General features: G+C 33.3%; 17 protein-coding genes. 6 read left to right on the top strand and 11 right to left on the bottom strand.

Going from position 1 to position 19,740, the window contains the following annotated elements; genetic code table 11:
* Positions 1–3: 3 nt before the first annotated feature.
* Complete coding sequence (locus tag CW752_RS00390; protein WP_101237822.1) at positions 4–231, bottom strand: hypothetical protein; 228 nt, start codon at positions 229–231, stop codon at positions 4–6.
* A gap of 192 nt (positions 232–423) precedes the next feature.
* Between CW752_RS00390 and CW752_RS00385 the strand changes: the two genes are divergently transcribed.
* Positions 424–2,271 (top strand): alpha-L-fucosidase, encoded by a 1,848-nt coding sequence (locus tag CW752_RS00385; RefSeq protein ID WP_101237821.1) that lies wholly within the window; start codon positions 424–426, stop codon positions 2,269–2,271.
* A gap of 72 nt (positions 2,272–2,343) precedes the next feature.
* Here the strand turns inward: CW752_RS00385 and CW752_RS00380 are convergent, their stop codons facing one another.
* The gene (locus CW752_RS00380; RefSeq protein ID WP_050021164.1) at positions 2,344–2,760 is read right to left on the bottom strand and encodes a nucleoside-diphosphate kinase; all 417 of its coding nucleotides are present in this window, start codon (positions 2,758–2,760) and stop codon (positions 2,344–2,346) included.
* A gap of 363 nt (positions 2,761–3,123) precedes the next feature.
* Here CW752_RS00380 and CW752_RS00375 point away from each other — a divergent pair, with 363 nt between their 5' ends.
* Positions 3,124–3,441 (top strand): hypothetical protein, encoded by a 318-nt coding sequence (locus tag CW752_RS00375; protein ID WP_101237820.1) that lies wholly within the window; start codon positions 3,124–3,126, stop codon positions 3,439–3,441.
* A 362-nt stretch (positions 3,442–3,803) separates the two neighbouring features.
* On the opposite strand, the gene rsgA is transcribed toward CW752_RS00375, so the two are convergent.
* The 8 genes from rsgA to CW752_RS00335 all read right to left on the bottom strand — a co-directional run bounded on the left by rsgA (position 3,804) and on the right by CW752_RS00335 (position 11,600).
* Positions 3,804–4,730, bottom strand: coding sequence for a ribosome small subunit-dependent GTPase A (gene rsgA / locus CW752_RS00370; RefSeq protein WP_101237819.1), 927 nt, complete (start codon positions 4,728–4,730; stop codon positions 3,804–3,806).
* A 155-nt stretch (positions 4,731–4,885) separates the two neighbouring features.
* Entirely contained in the window at positions 4,886–5,971 is a 1,086-nt protein-coding gene (locus CW752_RS00365) for a chorismate mutase (RefSeq protein ID WP_101237818.1), read from the bottom strand.
* Between the two features lie 391 nt (positions 5,972–6,362).
* The gene (locus tag CW752_RS00360; RefSeq protein WP_101237817.1) at positions 6,363–6,698 is read right to left on the bottom strand and encodes a hypothetical protein; all 336 of its coding nucleotides are present in this window, start codon (positions 6,696–6,698) and stop codon (positions 6,363–6,365) included.
* A 278-nt stretch (positions 6,699–6,976) separates the two neighbouring features.
* Positions 6,977–8,062 (bottom strand): DNA polymerase III subunit gamma/tau, encoded by a 1,086-nt coding sequence (gene dnaX / locus CW752_RS00355; protein ID WP_101237816.1) that lies wholly within the window; start codon positions 8,060–8,062, stop codon positions 6,977–6,979.
* A gap of 98 nt (positions 8,063–8,160) precedes the next feature.
* Positions 8,161–8,793 (bottom strand): TetR/AcrR family transcriptional regulator, encoded by a 633-nt coding sequence (locus CW752_RS00350; protein WP_101237815.1) that lies wholly within the window; start codon positions 8,791–8,793, stop codon positions 8,161–8,163.
* A 6-nt stretch (positions 8,794–8,799) separates the two neighbouring features.
* A complete protein-coding gene (locus tag CW752_RS00345) occupies positions 8,800–10,056 on the bottom strand; it encodes an aminotransferase class I/II-fold pyridoxal phosphate-dependent enzyme (RefSeq protein WP_101237814.1) in 1,257 nt (418 codons plus the stop codon).
* Between the two features lie 443 nt (positions 10,057–10,499).
* Positions 10,500–10,862: a helix-turn-helix domain-containing protein gene (locus tag CW752_RS00340; RefSeq protein WP_101237813.1), complete on the bottom strand. Its 363-nt coding sequence runs from the start codon at positions 10,860–10,862 to the stop codon at positions 10,500–10,502.
* A gap of 528 nt (positions 10,863–11,390) precedes the next feature.
* Complete coding sequence (locus CW752_RS00335) at positions 11,391–11,600, bottom strand: hypothetical protein (RefSeq protein ID WP_185117543.1); 210 nt, start codon at positions 11,598–11,600, stop codon at positions 11,391–11,393.
* 506 nt (positions 11,601–12,106) lie between these two features.
* Between CW752_RS00335 and CW752_RS00330 the strand changes: the two genes are divergently transcribed.
* The 4 genes from CW752_RS00330 (at position 12,107) to CW752_RS00315 (ending at position 17,705) form a co-directional block, all read left to right on the top strand.
* On the top strand, positions 12,107–15,100 hold the full coding sequence (locus CW752_RS00330; protein WP_101237811.1) for a sensor histidine kinase: 2,994 nt from the start codon (positions 12,107–12,109) through the stop codon (positions 15,098–15,100).
* 5 nt (positions 15,101–15,105) lie between these two features.
* Positions 15,106–15,717 (top strand): response regulator, encoded by a 612-nt coding sequence (locus CW752_RS00325; protein WP_101237810.1) that lies wholly within the window; start codon positions 15,106–15,108, stop codon positions 15,715–15,717.
* A gap of 179 nt (positions 15,718–15,896) precedes the next feature.
* Positions 15,897–17,099: an MFS transporter gene (locus tag CW752_RS00320; protein ID WP_101237809.1), complete on the top strand. Its 1,203-nt coding sequence runs from the start codon at positions 15,897–15,899 to the stop codon at positions 17,097–17,099.
* A gap of 195 nt (positions 17,100–17,294) precedes the next feature.
* Positions 17,295–17,705 carry a hypothetical protein gene (locus CW752_RS00315; RefSeq protein WP_101237946.1) on the top strand — a complete coding sequence of 137 codons (411 nt, stop codon included), beginning with the start codon at positions 17,295–17,297 and terminating at the stop codon, positions 17,703–17,705.
* Positions 17,706–18,280: 575 nt separating this feature from the next.
* On the opposite strand, the gene CW752_RS00310 is transcribed toward CW752_RS00315, so the two are convergent.
* Positions 18,281–19,522, bottom strand: a complete 1,242-nt coding sequence (locus tag CW752_RS00310; protein ID WP_101237808.1) for a hypothetical protein — start codon at positions 19,520–19,522, stop codon at positions 18,281–18,283.
* Positions 19,523–19,740 lie beyond the last annotated feature (218 nt).

The raw sequence follows: 19,740 nt of genomic DNA, 5'->3' as shown, positions 1-19,740 counted from the left end.
CTCCTATCCCATTCCGCACGCCGGACAATAATGAGGTCCATTTTTAATGGTATCTTTTTTAACAATAACTTTTGAAGGAGTAGGTTTTGGTTTTGGTTTTTCCATAGTATCTGCAGTAACTACTTTTTTAACCTTCTTTATGGGTTTCTTGCTTTTCGCAACAGGCTTTGTACTCTGTGCAGATACGCCAACTGCCAATAACCCAGCCATTAATAACATTGGAATTTTCATAATCCTTTTTTTATGAGAAAAATTTGCAATAAGCGTTCCATTTATTTTTTATTCTAAAAATACAATAATTTAAGACTGAGTAGTATAAAGTTTACCTTTCTAATGTATTATTTTTATTATTAAAAAAGAAGATCCATTCAATACCCGGAAATAGATATTCTTTATTTATATTTAACCTTAAAAAGAAAAATAATGAGAAACAAGCTGATGAAAGCTGTTTTCCTGGGGTTAACATTATCGGCATATCATATTGATGCACAAACTCAATCTGTTGACAACAATAAGAAAATGGAATGGTTCAAAAATGCAAAATTAGGTGTTTTTATCCACTGGGGAATTTACTCCGTTAATGGAATTTCAGAGTCCTGGTCCTTTTTTAATAATTATGTCAATTATGAGAATTATATGAAGCAATTGAATGGTTTTTCAGCTTCACATTACCAACCTGATCAATGGGCAAAACTCATTAAAGAATCCGGAGCAAAATATGCAGTACTTACCACAAAACATCACGATGGAGTTTCTCTATGGAATTCTAAGGCAGATAAAGCCATAAATATTCCTGATAACGCTCTGGCAAAGAAAGATGTTGTAAGCCCTTTTGTATCCAGTCTTAAAGCTTCAGGATTAAAAACCGGACTTTATTTCTCACTTCCGGATTGGAGCCACCCTTACTATGATATTAATACCCGGACCAAAAAGCGCTATGACATAAAAAAAGACCCCAAACGTTGGCAGAATTTCACCGCTTATTATCAGACCCAGTTGCAGGAACTTTCGATACAATATGCTCCCGATCTTCTCTGGTTTGATGGTGATTGGGAACACACTTCCGAAGAATGGAACGCTCCTCAGACATTGGGTATTTTGAAAAAATACAACCCCAATATCATCATTAATTCAAGGTTAAATAATCATGGAGATTACGACACCCCTGAACAAGGTATTCCTGTTACTCCTCCGCAAAACCCATACTGGGAACTTTGTTATACTATGAATGATTCCTGGGGATATCAGCCCAACGACAACAACTATAAAACACCCAATATGATTGTCCGGACATTAGCTGATGTTATCAGTATGGGAGGAAATCTATTATTAGACATTGGGCCTAAGTCTGATGGAACTATTCCCGAGCAACAGGTAGACATATTAAAAAACCTTGGCAGATGGACTTTCAAACATAAAGATGCCATCTACGAAACAGATCGAGGAATTCCTTTTGAAAACTACAGGGGTAAATCTTCTTTATCAACTTCTAAAAAATCATTGTTTCTCTATTTGGAAGAAGCTAAAAATTTCACAAAGATTTATGGTTTGGAAACTAAACCTAGTGCTGTGAGAATTATAGGTGATGACAAAGCTATTGTTAACATGGATTACAACAATGAAAAAACTTTGACATTGAACTTCTCCGCTGTCAAATATGACAAAGATGTCACTGTTGTAGAAATCATCTTTGATACCCAACCCGTATTCTTTAAAGATATTAAACAGAAAAAACATAGTCTTTCTGAGGTACTGGAAAATAAAAGCACCCTGTTTTCAGCTTATGATATCGCCAATGAACTTCATCACGGAAATAATATTCTGACAAATGTCGGATTAACCAGCGACGGCCTTGATATGAAACTTCCTAAAACAACAAAATCCAATCCTGAAACTTTTAACTGGATCAGTAAACACGCTGAAGCTCTTTTTGAAACAGAAATGGGATTGCCAGAAGGATATTACTCGGGAATGAGTGCCATATCAAAAGATAAACAAACCATTTTTCTTTTTGTAGAAGGAACTCCAACAGGTCCTATTGCCTTGAAAGGTATAAAAAATGGAATTGCAAGAATAAGAGTGACAGGAGAAGGTACATTACTTAATCATAGAATTTATAACAAACTTTACTGGAGTGAGACACCAGGAATTGTCTATATTGACATACCGACTGACAAACTTGACAAAAATATGACAGTCATATCCATTTTACTGGACAAACCTTTGGATCTTTACAAAGGAAAAGTAGGCGCTATCGAAAGCAATCTATAATATTACAGAAGTAATATAAAAACAAAATCCGGAGAAGATTCTCCGGATTTTTTATTTTGTAAGATAATTTTCTTAGAAAATCTCTCTTCCTGAAAAATGGAACTGAGCCTCGATCAATGCATTCTCGTCAGAATCTGAACCGTGAACTGCATTCTCTCCTATGCTTCTTGCAAACATTTTTCTGATTGTACCTTCTGCTGCTTCAGCCGGATTAGTAGAACCGATTAATGTTCTGAAATCTTCAACTGCATTTTCTTTTTCTAAAACAGCAGCTACGATAGGACCAGAGCTCATGAATTCTACTAGCTCACCATAGAATGGTCTTTCAGCGTGTACTTCATAGAATTTTTTAGCATCAGCTACTGTAAGCTGAGTTAATTTTAAAGCTTTGATTTTAAAACCTCCTTCAGCGATCTTACCTAATATAGCACCGATATGTCCGTCAGCAACTGCATCAGGCTTAATCATAGTGAATGTAATGTTAGACATAAATGTATATTTTTTTAATGGCGCAAAATTACAAAAAATATCTTTGATTTTTATTTTATTTTTTTTTTAACATAAAAATAACCTTTATTAAGAAATCGTGAATTAAAGTTTGGCACAGTAATTGTTAATTCTATTACGATTCTCATGTTTAATTTGAGTTTTCATGGTTATTAGTTTTTACCCAGCTTCGGCTGGGTTTTTTATTTTCATAAATCAAGCTGTTTTATTGCGAATTTGATAAAATTAAAAAGTATATAAAATCATATTTCTACATTATTGCTTCTATTTCAATCAATGAAATAATAACATTTTTTTTAAAATATATTTTCTGTCAACATTTTAAAATAAGAAAAATAGACATAAATGGCAGAATTTTCAATGTCAAAAAGTGGAGTTATTCTAAAATCAATTAATTTTTTTCAGATCAAAAAAGAAAAATTATTTAAAATTAAAAAAAAATCATCTGAAAATAATTTAAATACATTCAAGATATTGGTCCTGCAAGCCACTCATCATTCAATCTTTTGGACAAAACTGGGATCATTCCCAAAAGTTGTGGACTACGCAAAAAGTTTGGTTCATCTAAAGAGGAAAAATGAATCAATCTCAAAAGTTGGAGGCAACATAGAAATACATGGATGTAAATTTAAAATTACTTTTTTATTTATACTTTTGTCTTAAAACAAAAGTATACAAAAATTCAAGACAGGAATCATCCACTAAAAATGGATATTGACTCCTAAAATTTCCAAACTCGCATGGAATCAAATCCTTCTTCTTCGACTCAAAATTCCACCCCATGCTCAAACAGTGGAAATTTTTTAACGGATTCAATCTCAATTTTTTTAACGCTTCTGCTTCCTAGGTCAATTAATTACCCATTCAAGTCCACCCGTTTTTTATCGTCGTTTTTCTTTGTATTTATATATAAAATTCTCCAAAACTTTTGCGCTTGATTCCAAAAAAATTAAGACTTACCTATAAAAAACACGGATACTTTATAGTAATCCGTGCTATATTTATTGTGAAAGAATAACCTTACATTATTTTTGAGAAGCTTCTTCTGCTTCTTCCATTAATTTTATATAAGTGGAATAACGAGAATGCTGGATTTCTCCGGTTTCCAGAGCGTCAATCACAGCACATTTGGGTTCATTAATATGAAGACAGTTATGGAACTTGCAATCTTCCCTTTTCTTGAAAATTTCCGGAAAGTAATGCTGTACCTCTTCTTTTTCGATATCAATCATTGCAAATTCACGAACTCCGGGAGTATCAATAACATTTCCTCCAAAATCCCAGAAATGCATTTGAGCAAAAGTCGTGGTATGTTTTCCTTTCAAATGGGTATCTGAAATTTCAGAGGTCTTTAAATTCAATCCTGGCTGTAAAGCATTTACCAAAGTAGATTTTCCACACCCCGAGTGCCCGAAAAACACTGATGTTTTATCTTTAAGTAACTCTTGAAGCTGATCAAGATTTAATCGGGAATAAGATGAAATTTCTAAACTATCATATCCGATTTCCTGATAAAGGAATTCGATATCCTTTACGATTTCAATTTCTTCTTCATGAAGAACATCAATTTTATTGAATAAAATTAACGGTGTAATATTGTACGCTTCACAGCACGCCAAAAATCTATCCAAAAAACCTAAAGAAGTTTCCGGATGTTTCAGAGTAAATATAAAACATGCCAAATCAATATTGGAAGCAATAATATGGGCTTCTTTTGAAAGGTTTACAGACTTTCTGATCAGGTAATTCCTACGCGGTTCGATCTTGGTAATCCACGCAATATCATCCTGTTCCAATTGAAATTCAACAAAATCTCCTACAGCAAGTGGATTAGTAAGTCTTGTTTTAATCAATTTGAATTTTCCCCGGATTCTGGCTTCGAAAATTTTATTTGTTTCCAATTCCAAAACCTGGTACCAGCTGCCTGTTGATTTAATGATTTTTCCTTTCATAGATAATACTGGTGCAAATATAAGGAATTAGGGCTTAGGATTCTGGAAATAGGATTAAAAACAAACGTTTCAATTCTCCTGTAAGCCCAGATCTAAGCCCTGATTTTATTGACACAACTCGTCATTAGGTTGATAATCTCCCCAAGTTCTAAGCTTTATTTAATCTTGTCAATCATAATATTATTTTGCACTTCAATAGATTCTTCGTGAATCGCTTTAAAGATTTTCTCAATAAATTCCTGAGACATTCCTGTTTCTTTAGCTTTTTGGTTGGCGTATTCTGTAATGACTTTCCAACGCTCCGGCTGGAAGATTGCAATATCATTTTCTTTTTTAAGCTTACCAATTTTTTCTGAGATCTTCATCCTTTGAGAAAGAAGCTCTATCAATTGGAAGTCAAGATCAGAAATTAATGTTCTGTGTCTTCCCATTTCCCCTTCAAATCCTGCAAGATTTGAACTTCTTACTTTTAAGTTACCGATAAGTTCCGAAAGTACTTCAGGAGTAATTTGCTGAGCCGCATCACTCCAGGCTTCATCAGGATTACAGTGGCTTTCGATAATAGCTCCTTGGTAGCCTACGTTCAATGCCTCCTGAGTAATATCTGCTAAACCGGTTCTGTTTCCGCAGATGTGAGACGGATCGATTAGCATTGGAATATTCGGGAATTGGCTTTTGAAGTCTAATGCAATCTGCCAGTTTGGATTATTTCTGTATTTTGTTTTTTGGTAAGTAGAGAACCCTCTGTGGATTACTCCTAAGTTTTTAATATCCTGTCCTAAAAGCCTTTCTAACGCACCAATCCATAATGCAAGATCCGGGTTAACAGGGTTTTTAACAAACACAGGTTTATCTGTACCTCTTAGAGCCATTGCAATTTCTTGTACTGTAAAAGGGTTTACAGTAGAACGTGCTCCAATCCAAAGGACATCCACATCAGCTTCTAATGCTGCAAATACGTGGTGAGCATTAGCTACTTCCGTAGCGGTTTTAAATCCGTATTCTTCTTTTACTTTTTTTAGCCAGTTCAAACCGATCACTCCTACTCCTTCAAAACCATTCGGTTTGGTACGAGGTTTCCAGATTCCTGCGCGGAAAACAGATACCTGTGCATTTGATTCTTTTATTCTTTTGGCTGTTTCAAGCATTTGAGCTTCACTTTCCGCACTACATGGTCCTGCGATCATTAACGGCTGTGTAAGCTCGTTGATCCACTCGTTTTTTAATTCTTTTAGGTTCATATTCTAAATTTATTGTTTTATTTTTTCGTTAAGTTCACAGCACGGCCCTTTCATTATAAAATTCATTTTATAATTCTTTTCAAAAAATGCCGTTCAAAGTCTTTTAAAGGAATCAGGAGATTAAAAGGGCTTTACTCCTCCTGTTATTTTTTGGAAAGAAATTCAGTTAATAGTACCAGTAAAATCGGTAATACGTTCTAAAATTTCTATAATAAGAAGCAGAAAAGCTAAAATAACCGCTAAAGTAATTAGCGGGTGTAAAATAAGACAGATATGTTTTGAATATGTTTTCCATTTTTGGTCTGGAAATGTCTTGTTTTAACGTTTCTGATTAAATTTTGTTTTTGTCGAAAACTTTTTTTCGCAAAAATCTTTGACAAATATATAAAAATTATGTCAAATCAAACTTCATTAAATCATCAAGATCTTTCAAAAGTGGATTTTTCTCGATGAATTTTTCAAATATTTTTCTCTTGGTAACTACCTCAATCTTCAGATTTTCAACGTCCCTATGGTAATCTACCTCAATAGTATGGTTGTGAACTTTTCTTTTAAAATGATTAAAAAATTCTCCACTTATTTTATCAAACTCTACTTTTGCAGAATCTGAAGGGTATAAAACCCGGATTTTATTCTCCCCTTCTTTTACCAGCTTAAAGGTTTTGATAGCATTGAAAATAAAACTATCTTTTCTCTGAAGCTGTTTAAGCATAAGATTCCATTCCATTTGCAGATCTGTATCTGTAAAATGGTTTTGTGGAAGATTCTCAGTTTTTAAGATAACTGTCTCTTCTACAGTTTCTTTTTCTTCTTTATTTAAAAAAGAATTGATACTGAATCCTGACGATACACCTTGTCTCGATAAAGGTCTGGTTGTTTTACTTACAACAGTAACTTCCTGAGTGGTCTCAGCCTGTACTGTTTGTTCAACTTTAACTTCCTTTTTCTCCGGAGCCTTTTCAGGAATTTTTACTTCCAGTTTCTCGCTAAGAAATGGTGCTAGTATTAAGAACTTTTTTTTTTAGTATCGCCTAAATTAGCAGTCAGTGAAGACAGCTGCATTAATGCAATTTCTACTGTAAGTCTTGGATTCTTCGAGTTTTTATAATTAATATCCGCATGATTGCAAATTTCAATACCATCGATCAATTGTTGGGCGGCCCATTTTTGTCCTTGTTCAACAAACTTGACCTTTGTTTTTTCACCCACTTCAATCAAATCAATTGTAGAAGCGTTCTGTGCCATCATTAAATCCCTGAAATGATTCCCTAATCCTGCAATAAAAATATGAGGGTCAAATCCTTTCTTTACAATTTCGTTAAAGGCTGAAAGTACTTCAGGAATTTTATTTTCCTTGGCCAGATCCACAATATTGAGATATTGGTCATAATCCAGAATATTCAATACTTCAGCAGCTTTTGCCAGGGTAATATTCTTCTGGGAAAATGTAGAAAGCCGATCAAAAATAGATAGAGCATCTCTCAACGCACCATCTGCTTTTTGAGCAATCAGATACAGTGCATCATCTTCATACTGGATACTTTCTTTCTGAGCGATATTCCTTAAATGCCCCTGTATGTCTTCAATTGTAATTCTTTTGAAGTCATAAATCTGGCAACGTGACAAGATGGTTGGAATGATCTTATGTTTCTCCGTTGTGGCCAAAATGAAAATAGCATGAGCAGGCGGCTCTTCAAGTGTTTTAAGAAAAGCATTGAAAGCGGCAGAAGACAGCATGTGGACCTCATCGATAATATATACTTTATATTTACCAACCTGAGGAGCAAAGCGCACCTGATCTATCAGTTCCCTGATATCATCTACAGAGTTATTGGATGCAGCATCCAATTCATAGATGTTATAGGCGAAACCGTCTTCTGAAACCGAGCCATCTTTTTCATTGATCTTTCTCGCCAGAATTCTGGCACATGTAGTTTTACCTACACCACGAGGTCCACAAAAAAGCAAGGCCTGAGCCAGTTGGCTCTCTTCAATTGCATGTTCTAGAGTATCCGTAATATGGGATTGCCCAACAACCGTATCAAACTCCTGAGGGCGATATTTTCTTGCAGATACTATAAAATTTTCCATTGGTCAAAAGTAAGAAATATAGTTTTAATTTGAAAATTAAAAGTTTTCAAATTATCCACAAAAAACTTATTTTAGGTCAAATTGAAAACTTTTAATGATCATTTTTTTGTCTTGTAGTAATAATCTATAATCTCAACAATTACTTTTTTAACTTCGTCTCTTCCTTCGTCAGTTCTCATATCGATACCACAGAATTCAGTTCCGTTGTATGCAGGGAATAAGTTCAGATAGTAAACTCCGGCTGCTATTAAGGCTAACATCGCTCTGACGTTTGTAGCATTTTCACCGAAATAAGGGTCCGTTACATTTTCAAATAAATTTGCTGCAACGTCTTCTCTTTGCTTCAATATATTTTTAAGTATCGGCTTACTTTCAGAAAGCTCCCAAAGAATAATTTTTTGAAGCTCTTTATTTTTCTTCAAGCTTTCAAATTGTGTAAGAATTCCCTGAGTTAAGGCTTCTTTACCTTTCCCCACTTGTACTTCTTCTTCAATATCCGGGCTGAATTTGCTCCAATAATCTTGAGATTTAATATATTCGTCAATAAGTTTATCTGTACTTCCAAAGTACTCATAGATAAGCTTTTTGTCAAATCCGGCTACTGCTGCAATCTTACTTACTTTCAGACCAGAATAACCTTTTACTCTCAAAATTTTACCAACTGCTGCAAGCAGTTTTTGTTTTGTTTTTTCTTTGTCCCTAATAGGGCCCTGCACTACTTTTCTAGGCATAATTTATTATTTTTTCGCAATATGCAATTTTTTATTAATATCATCAAAGACATTCAGTGTTTTGTCAAGATGTTCTTTTTCGTGTCGCGCTGTAACAGTCATCCTAATACGGGCATCTTTTCTGGCTACAGCAGGATACATAATAGGGTTTGTATAGACTCCATGTTCAAGTAATATTCGGCCTATATCCCACATTTTACTCTGATCACCGATTTTTACCGGAATAATAGCAGAGCAAGTAATACCTGTATCCAAACCTAAATCATTCAGTCCTTTTTTGAAATAATTGATATTGTCCCATAATTTTTGTTGCCAAAATGGTTCTTCATCAATTAAATCAATCGCTTTCAAAATTCCGTACGAAGAAGGTGGAGGCGTCACTGAGAAAATATGTTGTCGGGACTGGAACTTAAGAAATGATGCAACCTTTTTATTCGCAATCACATATCCTCCCAGATTACCAAACGTCTTGCTGGACGTTCCTGTTATAAAATCTACTTTATCCAATAAGGCATCATCTTCCAGAGCTCCTCTTCCTGTTTTTCCTAAAACTCCTACTCCATGTGCATCATCTACCATAAGATAAGCATTATATTTTTTCACAAGATCACAAATTTCCTTAGTGCGTGAAGTATCCCCTTCTTGAGAGTACACTCCGTCCACTATGACAAGCTTTGTGCGGTACATATTTTCAGATACCTTCAAAATATGTTCCAAAGCTTCCAAATTATTATGCGGAAATGTTTTTTTATTGGTAAAAGCACATCCTTCATGTACACTGGCATGTACTCCCATATCCAGAATTGCAATATCTTCTTTCTGCATTAAGATCTGCAAAGTGGCACTATTAGCTGTATAACCTGAGGTAAACAATACGACCTCATCTTCGTTTCTTCCAAAAAATTCGGCAATTTTTCTTTCTAAAGCATTGTGATAATCAAAATATCCACCAATAAGAGGGGATGCTCCTGTACCTGTGCCATATTTTTCTATTCCTTCAATAGCTGCTTTTTTTACTTTTGGATGTTGAGAAAAACCTAAATAATCACTGGAAACAAAGCTAACATATTCTTTATTCTTGTCTGCAATGTTGATACTTAGTGTTGCATTAGTTCCTGATGTGTTTTTTAATCTATAATTATTATGTCCTCTAGCCGTCATATGATCTAGAAAGTCATAAAAATATTCTGCTCTTTGAGTAATATCATAATCCGGGATATTCTCAAAATCCTTAAAAGTTGCTGTTGTAAAGTCAATATTCATCCTTAATGTTGTTATGTTAGTTCGGTTGTGGTTGTTTGGTTTGGTTTAGTATAGCAAATATATATTAATAACAAGGCATCAGCTGTTAGATTAAAATTAAAATATTATTAAAGAAATAACAGTGATACCCCTAATTCCTGAGGGTCGGTCATTTATATATTTGCGTTTTTTTTCAGTATATTTTTTCAATTTTAATAAGTCAGTTTTTCTAATCTAAATTTAGAAAAAAAAAGAAAATGATAAAGCAATATCATTAAAGAAGTAATAAAAAATGTTCTTGTATTCTACAACTCCCTCATTTATAAAACATTATTTTTTTTAAAATTTCCCCCATATCTATTCCCTATTTATGAGGGGCTTACTTTTACGCAATTATTAGCGTTACCTAAATCCCTAAAATGAGAAATAAAACGATAAAAATGCGAAAATGAAAAAAATTAACATTAAAAATTATTGGTCTTTATTTTTCTGAATTCTCCTGGCGTTTTACCTGTCATTTTTTTAAAGAATTTTGAAAAATTGGAAGGATCATACGTGAAAATCCTTGCAATTTCAGCAACGGATTTATCAGATGTTGTAAGCATCGATTGCGCTTCCAGAATAATTTTTTCATCATAAAAAAAACATGGATGCTGTCCTGTTTCTTTTTTAATCGTATCTGTAAGATGTTTGTGAGAAACGGCAAGTTTACCTGCAATTTCGTTAACTTCCATAAATTCAGGAGTGATCCCGGAAATTACATCTTGTATGTGTTTTTCCAAAAAACTAAAGTATTGATTGGTAATCTCTTCACTTCTTTTCATCATTTGCTATTTTAAAATCAGTTCAAATTATAAATTTAAAAAATAAGAAAAAAATCAATATGGTGATCTTTTCGGAGATTATATATTTGTTTTCTAGGATCAGGTGCAAAATTGGGGGACTAGGTAAAAAATTAGTTAATCTGAAGAAAAAAATGAATTACCTTTTTACTCCTCTAAACTTTATATTGAAATTTTATTTCAACGCAAAGACAATATTCAATTCATTATTGATAAGGGAGCTAAGAAAGCGACAAAAGTCGCTGACGAAGCGATGTAGATATGCGTACGCTTACAATTGATTCAGCCTTTGCTTCCTAAAATACAACAGCAAATAATAGAAATCCTTTGCGTAAAATTTTAAAATTAAACAGATCTAAATATTCTAAGCCCCAAAACGTTTGCTCTTGTTCCGTTTTCTATTCAATCATTTTTATTAGTATAAAAAAAGTAGAACTGTTTATAACAATTCCACTTTTTATTTTTTATTAATACTCAGAGAAAATTGGTAGTAGCCGTACCCATAAAATGTTTCTAGTTTCTGCTAAAAGTTTTGTATAGATCTATTATAGCCACTTTACCTTCTTTAAATACAATAGACAATATGATTTTCCTTCCGATCCAGGTTCTACCTAATTCGTAGGTCCAGGTATCACCTATAAAAAAATTAAAACCATCGCCTAGTTCATTTTTAATTTCATGACGGGTCTTCCCCATCAAATGGTTAAAGTTCTCCTTTTTCATAATGTTGTGTTTGCGTTTAAGCATCAAAATTGAGGCCATAATATTGAAAACAGGCCCCTCAATTCATTAAAAATGACCAATTTATCTTTCAAAAAAACCTGATATTTTAATATTTTTAATGCTCTTTTTCTATAAAAATTTATAATTCTTACCTAAAATGACAGGCGGATCCACAGGTATTCAGAAGTGTTTTTATAGAATTAATTTTCACATTTTGTAGAATTAGTTCTACAAAAACGAAGGTTATATGCGCTATACGCCCTATAAATACGGATAAAACTCATATGAAGACAAAATAAAAGATACTGGTTTATGTGTATAATTTCACTATTTTTACACCCTCAAAATCAATTTATTTAAAACTAAACACAAAGGCCAAGAAAACTTAATGATAAAAATTTATTTTCAAACGTTCCCGACTCTTAAAAAAACTTTGACTTGTACAGAAACTATTATTAACCGTTTTTTGCTTTAATACGCAAAAGGCTTAGATCAGTTTTGCACATATGAGGCCCTGGGCATTGTTTTTTGCTTTCTTATATATAAATATTCACGGACAACGTTATACTTCTACATGGTATAATTTGGACAACGGACTTCCGCAAAGCAGCGCCAAGGCCATTGTTAAGGATAAGTATGGCTTTATCTGGATATCTACAGAAAACGGACTGGTACGGTTTGACGGGATCTCATTTATAACTTTTAATAATTTCAAAGTTAATAATCTTCATTTTGGTGAGTTTATTGGAGAACCCCTTATGGACAGCATCACTGTTCTCAATAATTTTGAGGAAAATAAAATTATTATTAAAAACAGAATTCCGACTCTTACCCGCTTCTATAAAAAAGACAAAATAACCTTCACTAATGGAGATCAATTTATGCACAGGGTTGCCAACAATATTATATCATCCAACTTTTACAATGATATCCATTATTTTATACAGCTTAAAAACTCCTCTTATAGCTTTAAAGAAAAGAATTTAATTGTCTATAGGGATAAGAACGGGAAAGAAGCAAAAATAGTCATCCCTTTTTCCAATGAAGATCTGAGCAATATTTTTATGCTGAATGAGACCCTTTACATCAATGATCTGAAGTCAAGAAAAACCTATTCTATTAATCAGGGAGATATGTCTGTATCAAAAAAGCCAAGTCTTTTTAACCATCCTGATACCAGAATTTACTGGCAGCAAATTACGAATCAGACTTTTATCATCAATCATAATAGCATTTATATTGTTGAAAATCAAGGAGCAGAGCCTTCATTAAAATTTCTTGTGAGGTATAATGAAATTGGCAGCCATTCTTATTGTTCTATGTTTTATGATAAGGATTTCGATAAGCTTTATTTAGGAACTTTAAATAACGGCTTTAATATTCTCAGTCTTTCGAATTTTTATGTTGCTAAAAAAGAAGCTGAATTTTCTAATAATGTATGCTATGCTTCTCTACCCTTCAGTAAAAACACCATCATCACAGAAGACGGAACCGAATTCGCACAGAACGGTATTGTTCATAAATATCCTTTTGGAAACAATGATAATTATCTGATGATGTATGATAAGGCCGGGAACATTCTGATAAGAAAAAGAAACAGCATTATTAGGTTCCATAAGGATTCTGGATATAAAAAGAAAGATTCGACCTTTATCAAACAAGGGTTCGAAGCTTTTCTGAAAAGCGGAAACCTTTATGGATTCTCACTGACTAACTTCTCCAACAATCAATTGTATCTATTTAAAAAAGAACAATTCACAAATCCTGATTATGTTTTTAATTTTAAAAGTTTTGTAAATACTTTTTTTCAGTACAGTGAAAATGAGATTTTAGTGGGCAATAGTGACGGCTTATACTCTATCATTCTGGGAAAAAATACTATTACTCCTATTTATAAGAATATCCATGTTAAAAGTATTATAAGAACCAAGGATCATCTGATCTGGATCATGACTGATAAGAATGGTTATTATCTTTTAAAAAACAGGAAGCTAGTCAAAATGCCTAATGATAAAAACGGACATTTGCTATCCGCACATTATATTCTTGAAGACCAGTATGGCTTTTATTGGATATCTTCCAACAATGGCCTATTTAAAGTACCTAAAAAACAATTATTAGAATATGCACATAATAAAAACACATCGGTTTTTTATTATCGTTATACCAAAAAGGATGGCTTTCTTACGAATGAATTCAATGGAAGTTCACAACCCAATGCCTACGAATTAGAAACCGGAACATTTGTGTTTCCTTCGATGAACGGATTTGTTTTTTTTGATCCTGAAAAAATAAAAACTTATTATCCTGACAGAAAGAAAATTTTTATTGAACGTGCTAAAATCGGTAAGTCTGAAACAGTTTATTTTAATCATTTTCTGGATCTGAAAAATGATTATAAAACGGCCGATATTTTAATTGACATCCCTTATTTTTCTAATCTTGACAACTTATATCCTGAAGCAAAAATATCAGGTAGGGAAAGCTCTGATTGGGAACCTATCCCAACAGGAAAGGAATTAAAGTATACCATCAATAACCTTAGTCCGGGAGACTACACGCTCAAAGTAAGAGTGCTGGTTTCTCCCAATGGAGAATATGAGGAAAAAGAAGTCAAATTCAGAATTCAGCCTCTTTTTTATCAGACATTGTTATTCAGAGTAGCTTTTTCGATTTTTATCTTAATGGTCATTATTGTCATTATTCAATTAACCACCAACTTCTTAAGGATTAAAAATAAAGCTTTAAAACAGATTGTTCATAATAAGAATTCTGAGCTTAAAGAGACTGCCTTTAACCTTGAAATGGTTAAAAATAATTTACAAAAAGAAACTGAATATCAGAAAAAACTGGTGGAAACCATTAGTCATGATATCACAACTCCTATCCGATTCATTTCAATGCTTTCACAGAAACTTCATGAATCGGACGATTTGGAGCTTCAGAAAAAATATTTTGACAGTATCTATAAATCTTCGGAGCAACTCTATCAATTTACCTTGAATTTAAAGGAATACACTGAACTTTATAAAGCAGAAAATATTTTTGAAAAACAGGAATATGCTATTAGTAAAATACTGGAAATAAAGAGAAAACTCTTCTGTGAAATTGCAAAAGAAAAAGGAACCATCATCATCAATACTCCGGAACATACAATTTACACAAAAGTAAATGAAAGTATTTTATCTGCCATTATTCATAACATTCTTGATAATGCTGTGAAAAATACATTTGATGGAGAAATTAATCTCAGCCTTACTGAAAACAGACAAAAAACTATTATAACGATACAAGACACAGGCACCGGAATGTCTACAGAACAAATCGCTATGTATATGAACATATTCAAAAACCCTAATATGGAAACTCCAAGTTTTAAAGGAAAAGGACTCGGACTACACATGGTGATTCATCTGATCAAAAAAATTGAAGCAGAAATCAATTTTAAACATAATCATCCCACAGGTACCATTGTTGAAATAACACTTAGTAAAATTTAATTTATATGAATGATAGAATATTAATTGCTGATGACCATTACGTAGTAAGAGCAGGAACTGCTTTGGTTTTAGAAACGGCTTATCCTGAGCTTACCATAGATTTTGCAGAAAATTATGAACAGGTTAAAAAAATGCTGGAAGTTCAACAGTACAGCCTGCTTGTTTTAGACATTGATATGCCCGGCACTCAATATAAAAAAATGATTTCGGAGCTTAAAGCTATTCAAAAGAACATTAAAATTCTTGTCTTTTCAGGATATGATAAAGATGTAGCTATACAGTACATCAGAGAGGGAGCTGAGGGATATCTGAACAAGCAAAGTAGTGAAGAGGAAATCAAGATTGCTGTAAAAACCGTCATAGAAAAAGGTTATTTTTATCCTGCTGAACTTATTGGACTTATTATTCAAAATAAAAGAGACAATCCTGCAGAGAAACTCTCTTCCCGGGAATATGAGATTTTTAAACTTCTGGCTGATGGTAATGGAAATTTGGAAATCGCCAATCAGCTAAGCATACAGATGTCTACTGTAAGTACTTATAAAAAAAGGATTTTTCAAAAACTTGATGTCAATAATATTGCTGAGTTAATTAAAGTTTATGAGATGATGCATTAAAATAATGGAACCGGAAGAAAAATTATACAATATTAGCCTTGTTTCTTCCAGTTTCCGGTAATGATTATTAGGGACTATCATCATGATTGAAATAATAATTTTTCTAGTAAAAAAATAATCATGAAATTTACAGCACTATAATTCCTGTAGAAACCATCGCATTTTAATTGCAAAAAATCATGAATTCATCTGAAAAAGCAGATCAGGGAAGCCTACGTTTCCGATATATTAAACTTTGTATTTTCTTTTCAGGACTTTCTGTATTTGCCCAGCTTTATCTTTTCCAGCCGATACTGCCAATGGCTGCTGAGAATTTTAATGTGAGTGTTGGAGATACATCATTGCTGGTCTCCTCTTCTACAATCGGTATGGCATTAGGACTATTATTTTTTGCTTTTAAAGCGGATAGTTATTCCAGAAAGAGTTTAATGGTCTTTTCTTTGATTTCATCGGCTTTGCTCACTATTATTTCCACCTGGATTCCCAGCCTTAGCCTTTTGATTGCTATTGGAGTTTTTAAAGGGTTCGTTGTTTCAGGAGTATCTGCTGTTGCTCTTGCCTATCTTACAGAAGAAGTAAGTCTTACGGCAGTAGCTACGGCCATCAGTATGTACCTTAGCGGGAATACCATCGGTGGAATGAGCGGAAGGATTCTGGCAACGCTTTTAGCCGGAGAGTTCGGATGGCGTAATGCCGTTCTTATCATTGGAATAGAAAGTTTAGTTCTGGGAATAATATTCTGGAAACTCTTTCCGGAGTCCAGATTTTTTAACCCACAGAAAACAGATTACCATCAAAAGATAAAACAAATGAAGTTCTTTTTAACAAATCTTTATATGCTTCGTTTATATGTTATTGCAGCTTTATTGATGGGATCTTTTGTGAGTGTATATAATTATCTTACTTTCAGGTTGGAGGCAAAACCTTTTTCTTTAAGTCATTTTATCATTGCATTTATATTTTTAATGTACATTTTTGGCGTTTTTGGGACAATGATTGTTGGTAAACTTTCCAAAAGATTACCACACAATAGTATTTTGAAAGCTTCCATCCTATTCATGCTTGTCGGAGCTTGCATGTTGCTTTCAGAAAACATCTATATTCTTATTGTTGGACTCGGTATTTTTACCCTGACATTTTTTGCAGCCCATACCATAGCAAGCCAAATGACTGCATTGTATGCGAAACGGGGAAAATCCTCCGCTACTTCTATTTACTGGCTATTTTATTATTTTGGTTCCAGTATCCTAGGAAGTGGTACCGGATATTTGCTGCATGCTTCTTCATGGAATACTTTTATTTCCATCCTTATGATTTCCATCATATTCGCTCTTTTATTGGCAACCGGAAGTAAATCCCAAAGCGCTCAAAAAATACATTAGTACCACATACATACCACGAAAACAATCTGTATATTCCGATAACACTCTATTCTTTAACGAATTATTAATTTTTAATTAAAAAAATTAACACAATATTGATTAAAACACTCATTTACAATAGGATGCAAGGCATAATATTTGCAGTTATATGATATACCAATATCATCCAAACAATCACTAAAAAATCAAAATATTATGAACGTAGCAGATCTTAAAATCAAAAATTTAGTCGAGTACAAAAATCAGATTTATATGATCACTGAAATTTTTCAGAGTGTCGAACAGGCGTATTTTGTTAAAATTGAAAATGATATTCACCGTATTTCAGTGCCGACAGATTCTATTAAACCAATCAAGATAACGGAAGAGTGGCTTGAAAAATTTGGATTTTCGAGAACTTACAGCTCTGATCAGAGAATACGGTATGAAAGACCGGAAGCATTTATAAAGTATGATTTTGACCTTAGTTCCCGAAAAATTCTGGAGGGCCTTAAAATCTATGGAAATACTATAAAATGTAGATATATTCACGAATTCCAAAATATTTTCTCGTGTTTATTCGGAAAAGAGCCAACCTACAATTATGGCTACTTAAAGGCAGAATAATATTAAATAGTTCTTAGTTATTAAAAGAAGTAACCACTGCAAAATTTGTAGTGGCTTCTTTTTTATCAATTAATCTAGCTTAGAACGTAAGTTTTATTTCTATACTCCATGAATAAGAATAAAAACCTTATAAAACGAAATTACAGATACGGGATATTTCTATCCCATATACTGTAATCTCTCTTCACTAATTTTAAAAAAATGATATTGTTAATTACCTGATCATGCAGGATTTTATCAATACTAAAGTTTTGCATACAAAAGTCTCACTGCAGAAGGAAAAATAGGCATTTTGATTGCCAAATTACACCTGCCTACATTAAAGACTCTTTGGGTGTTATGTTTGAATACCTACTTAGAATATAATGAATAAGTAGATCGTTAATAAATTTTTTTTGATTGTAATAAAAACTATTCATTTGTTAGATCAAGCAAACTCAATATCAAACATTGGACAATAAAATCCATCAATATTGAACTGCTTTGTTTTTAGAATGTACGCTTCTTTTTAAGTTAATTATTAGCTGTTAATAAGGATTTGGGAACATATTTATTTCACAGCTAAATATGCAAACTTACATAACTCTTTGAAGTGTAGTAAACATTACCTTTTCACCATTAAACTGGACAATCTGATATAGGAATCTATAGAATTTGTAAGTATCCGGAGCTCCTGTTGCCACTCTTACTGCAAGGAAAAGTTCTGAAACTTCGGCATTATAATTGGTTCCTCCTACAGGTGCTGTTGGTACAGTTCCTACTGGTGGACCTTGCCAAAAAACAATATCATTACTATCAATTCCCTGTTCTACATTTGGAGGTATTGTTAAACCAATCAGCTGTCTTCCTTCATTCACGGAGTGTGCAGCAGTGTTGATATGAACTACAATCGGACTTCCTGTTATATTTTTTAAAATAGGTTTATAATAGGTTGCATTTACCGAAACTACATCAAACATCAGTCCTTCAAAAACAGGCATTGAAGCTCCGTATTTAACATTAGCCGACATATACTTTCCTGCTACGTTCATTGTAGTAGCATCGGCAAAATAGGTTGTTCCTGTTACACCTCCCACATCTAGCTGTGTCCCCTGGCCTACAGTTGCATTACAGGTTTGCCCACCAATATTCAATGGAAAAGTAGTTGTTACTGGGCTTGTAACAGTAGGTGTACCGGATATTCTATACACCAAAGTGCCTGAACCTATATTGAAATTCCCGGGGGTTAATGTTGCCGTAAGTCCATTTACAGGGCCTATCACCTGGGAAGGATACGCTCCTCCGTTACCTCCGGTATAAGGAACGGTCATTGTACCATTATAAAAAGTACCTGCAGTATAAGAAGACGGAGATAAATTTGCACTACCGCAAATAATTGATCCTACAGTTCCATCATCACTTGATGAATTGTTGAAAGTTCTCCATTCCGTCCCATTCCAGAAAACATAGCCCTTATATCCAAGTCCGCCTGTTCCTGTGTTATATACCAAAAGTCCTACTGCAGGTGAAGGAATTGTGGTTTGATCCGTTGAGCTGGTTAGGGGTATTCTAGGCAGCAAAGCTCCTTTATCTTGAGCTTTAACTTCAAATTTTGCACTATTATCGGGAGATGTGGTTCCAATCCCGACACTTCCATTAGAAGTGATGACAAAATCATTAAGCTGTTGAGCTGGCGTAGGAGTTCCGGTTGCCGGATTATCTTTTAATCCGTCTACATTGAAAACTCCTTGAGGGTTTTGTGTTTGAATACCTACCTGTGCATGCGTTGATAAAGAAGTAACTAATACAAGAGGTAGTAATAAACTTTTTTTAATCATAATGTAAAATAATTTATAAGTTGATAATTATTTATGGTGTGTAAAATTTATAGTAAAAAATGAAAGAGGCATCATTATTAACATTGCCAAAAATCTGTTTAAAAATGATTTCTCCAATAAAAAGGAGAGAAAAAAGAATATCGTTCTTAATAATTGCAGTTTCTAGAACCATTTAGATAAAATAAAATTGTTAAAAATTTGGTGAATCAAATATATAT

Origin of the sequence: Chryseobacterium sp. PMSZPI, from assembly GCF_002835665.1 — a bacterium.
In the GTDB taxonomy this organism is placed as follows: Bacteria; Bacteroidota; Bacteroidia; order Flavobacteriales; family Weeksellaceae; genus Chryseobacterium.
Note: the sequence above shows the minus strand (reverse complement) of the source record. Positions and strands in the feature narration are given on the sequence as shown.